Source organism: Sphingomonas sp. CCH9-F2 (assembly GCF_001556735.1).
Taxonomy (GTDB): domain Bacteria; phylum Pseudomonadota; class Alphaproteobacteria; order Sphingomonadales; family Sphingomonadaceae; genus Sphingomonas; species Sphingomonas ginsenosidimutans.
Genome location: NZ_LSJO01000428.1, coordinates 1 through 3,702 on the forward strand (window position 1 = coordinate 1; position 3,702 = coordinate 3,702).

The 3,702-nt window shown below is 61.2% G+C and carries 3 protein-coding genes; all 3 read left to right on the forward strand.

The features are described 5' to 3' along the window. Positions 1-77: 77 nt before the first annotated feature. Genes AX685_RS12095 through AX685_RS12105 form a run of 3 tightly spaced genes read left to right on the forward strand, consistent with a single transcriptional unit; the run spans position 78 to position 3,672 of the window. The gene (locus AX685_RS12095; protein ID WP_066489022.1) at positions 78-1,307 is read left to right on the forward strand and encodes a site-specific integrase; all 1,230 of its coding nucleotides are present in this window, start codon (positions 78-80) and stop codon (positions 1,305-1,307) included. Continuing rightward, on the forward strand, positions 1,304-2,671 hold the full coding sequence (locus AX685_RS12100; protein WP_066489024.1) for a tyrosine-type recombinase/integrase: 1,368 nt from the start codon (positions 1,304-1,306) through the stop codon (positions 2,669-2,671). The genes AX685_RS12095 and AX685_RS12100 overlap by 4 nt, the downstream gene beginning before the upstream one ends. Further along, positions 2,668-3,672 (forward strand): tyrosine-type recombinase/integrase, encoded by a 1,005-nt coding sequence (locus tag AX685_RS12105; protein WP_066489027.1) that lies wholly within the window; start codon positions 2,668-2,670, stop codon positions 3,670-3,672. The genes AX685_RS12100 and AX685_RS12105 overlap by 4 nt, the downstream gene beginning before the upstream one ends. Positions 3,673-3,702 lie beyond the last annotated feature (30 nt).

Consider the following 3,702-nt stretch of genomic DNA (forward strand, 5'->3'; position numbering starts at 1 on the left):
TTGTTTTCGGATCGACTTGCTTCGCATTATTTGGCGCCGAACCTCTGCGGGTCAATAGACCAGCAGAGGAGCCGCCAATGTCGGATAAACATCACGAACTAATCGCCACACTTAAGTCGTCGCTTATCGGTCAGCGATACAGCCCGGTGGTGGCGAGGAATTACTGCGCCTACGCTTCTGGATTTCTCGATTATCTGGAGCAGCGGGGTATCCCCGTCACGGGCGTGATCGACGTGCATGTGGAACGATATCTGCGGCACGCAATCGTCCAGTTCGAAAAGCAGCGTGGTCGACGTCCCAGTGCGCGCTGGCACGAGGTCCCACGCTCCGGAATTCACGCACTGATGCGGCTTGTTCACGGCCAATGGCCGCCAGCCATCAAGCCAGCCTGTGAGGCCGATGAGGTCCGATTTTCAATCTGCGACGAATACGAAATCTGGCTGCGTGAGGAACGCGGGATGGCTTGCGCGAGCGTCGCAGCGCTGATGTGGGAAGCCCGGAACTTCCTGGCTTGGCAGATCGATTGCGGAAACGACGGCTTGGCGGATCTGAGCGTCACTGACGTTGACCGTTATATGGATTTGCGCGCGCCGAAACTGACGCGCTGTTCGCTGAAGTCTGTGGCAGAGCGGCTTCGCTCGTTGCTGCGCTACCTCCATATCACAGGTCGCGTTACGACGGATCTGTCAGGGCATGTGCTGGCGCCGACGCTTTATGCATATGAAGGCGTACCTTCGGTCCTGAGCCGTGGGCAGATCATCGCCGTTCTGGAGAGTGCCGAGAAGGACAAGTCACCGGCGGGGTTGCGGGATTATGCGATCCTGCAACTCCTCGCAGCCTATGGTCTGCGGTCAGGTGAAATCCGCCATCTCCGGATCGAGGACATCGACTGGCGAACGGAAGCCATCCATGTGCGTCACCACAAGACGCGAGCCAGCACATTCCTGCCCCTTCTTGAGCCGGTCGGCGAAGCGGTGCTCGCCTATCTGCGATCCGGGCGCCCCTCGACCGATGCCAGGGAGATCTTCGTTCGTACACGCGCGCCCTACCGAAAGCTCGATAAGCTATACAGCATGGTTCGGCGGCGGCTCCGTGACGCTGGCGTTCAACCGCCTGGTAAGTGCGGCCCCCACATCTTCCGTCATGCGCGCGCGGTCGAAATGCTGCGCGCCGCGGTGCCTCAAAAGGTTATCGGCGACGTGCTGGGACATCGTTCGACAGGATCGACGGCTCCCTATCTCAAACTTGCTACCGAAGACCTCAGGGCCATCGCGCTAGACGTGCCGGGAATGGAGTTGGTGGCATGACCGCACGCTGGCCCGATCCCGACCGAGCGATCATTGGCCGCTATGTCGCGAGCCTTGATCTGCGCAGCACGAAAAGCCGAGCCGGTTATGCCCAGGTCTTGCATGGCTTGCAGGATGTCGCTGAACGTTACGAGGCACTGGATCAGGAAGTGCTGCTGGCCTGGCTACGAGAATCGGCCGTTCGTCGAGCGCCGTCCACGCTCTTGCACCGCACCCGCATCGTTGACCGGTTCCTCGAACGCCTGGCGAAAATCGGCGCGATCCAACGCAATCCCGTCGCCGCTCTGCGCGATGAGTGCAATATCAAGCAGTGCATGCCGATCTGGCGGGCATTGGCGTCGCGGAATCCGCAAGAGGCACTTGCCGAACTCCGCCAGCCCAGACCGTTCGGAAGCGTGCTGGGCGAAATAATGGCCGAGCATGTCGCGATGATGCGGCGCAGAGGATACAAATACACATCGCAGCCCCAGTTGCTTTTGCGGTTCGACCGGTTCCTCCAGTTGCATCCGGGACCGGAAGCCGAGCCGCTGAGCTTCATGATGGATCGATGGGCAGCAACGAATGGCACGCTTCATCACGCTGAGGAATGCGAAAAGCTCGCGCGCGTCTTTGCGAAAATCCTGCGTCACCGCGACCCGTCGATACCCATGCGCCGACCTGACCCGAGACCGAGGAAGGAGGCCTCCAAGCAATGGCGAACGCCTCATATCTACTCGCCTGCCGACGTTCGGCGGATGCTCGAGATCGCACGTAACTACCCGTCGCCGCAGGCACCACTTCGCCCACAGAGCATGTACACCATGCTGCTCCTCGCCTATTGCGCGGGCTTGCGGCGCGGTGAGCTTGCCCGTCTAGATCTTGGTGATGTTGACCTGCACGCGGGTAGCATTACCATCCGGCAGACCAAGTTCTTCAAGACCCGCATTTTGCCACTACCGGGCAGCGTTGTAGTCGAGCTTCGGGCCTACATCGATGCGCGCCGGCGTGCCGGTGGATCACAGGACGCACGGTCGGGTCTGTTCTGGCACGAGCGAGGCGACGGCCATTACACCCCGGAAATGATCACCTGGTTGCTCTCCGACGTCATACGCCGCGCCGGGTTGAAACCATTGCGAGGAAAAGCAGGCCCGCGCGTGCATGACCTGCGCCACTCGATGGTCGTGAACAGAATCCTCGAATGGTACCGAACGGGCATCAATCCGCAGGAGCGCTTGCCGTTCCTTGCGACTTACCTCGGCCATCGGGATATCAACTCCACGCTGGTCTACATTACGGTCACGCAGGAGTTGCTGCACCTCGCCAACGAGCGGTTCCGCACGATGGGCGCACAATGCCTCAGCCTGGGGCGGGAGGCGCAGCCATGAGCAAAGCCGACCCGTTCCCGAAACTGTTGCGCGCGTTCTTCTACGAATGGCTGGTCGAGCAGCGCAACGCGTCCATCCATACGGTTCGCTCATACCGTGACACCTGGCGGCTGTTGCTGCGGTTCGTCGCACAGCGTGCAGGAAAGAAGGTGGTGGTTATCACGCTGGCCGATCTGACCGCCAGCGCCGTCATTGCGTTCCTCAGCCACGCCGAACATGAACGCGGCGGCACAATCGGCACGCGCAACTGCCGGCTTGCCGCGATCCGCAGCTTCTTCCACTTCGTGGCCACCAAGGATCCCGCGTCGATCGCCCAATGCGTCGAAATCCTCCATATCCCGATCAAGCGTGCTCCCGTGTCGGCGCCGAGCTATCTGGATCCGGCGGAAGTGACGGCGATCCTCGCTCAGCCAGACCGTTCGACCGTTGAGGGTGCGCGCGACCATGCGCTGTTCTCGTTCCTCTACAACAGCGGCGCACGGATACAGGAAGCGCTAGATCTATGCCCCGAGGCGATCCGGTTCGAAAGCCCGAGCTGCGTGCGTCTGACCGGCAAGGGGCGGAAGGAACGCATCTGCCCGCTATGGCCGGAAACGGTCCTGCTGTTGCGCAAACTGCTCGAGCGGCAGCCACGGGCGCCTGACCAGCGGCTGTTCGTCAACCGCTATGGCGAACCCCTCAGTGCCTCGGGGGTTCGGTTCAAGCTTGCTGCCTACGTGAGGTCTGCGGCCGAAACCATGCCAACGCTATGTGCCAAGCATGTGACGCCACATGCCTTCCGCCACGCCACCGCCGTGCATCTCATCTCGGCGGGCGTCGACGTTACAATCATACGCAGCTGGCTCGGCCATGTGAGCCTCGATACAACCAACCACTATGCCAGGGCCAATCTGGAAACGAAGCGGAAAGCCCTGGAACAGGTCGCCGCTCCGACCACACCTGGCGGCAAACCATCCTGGAAACGCGATGCAAGCGTGCTCGCCTGGCTCGACAAGCTCTGAAATAATGAGGAGGAGCATGGCCCAGAAAGG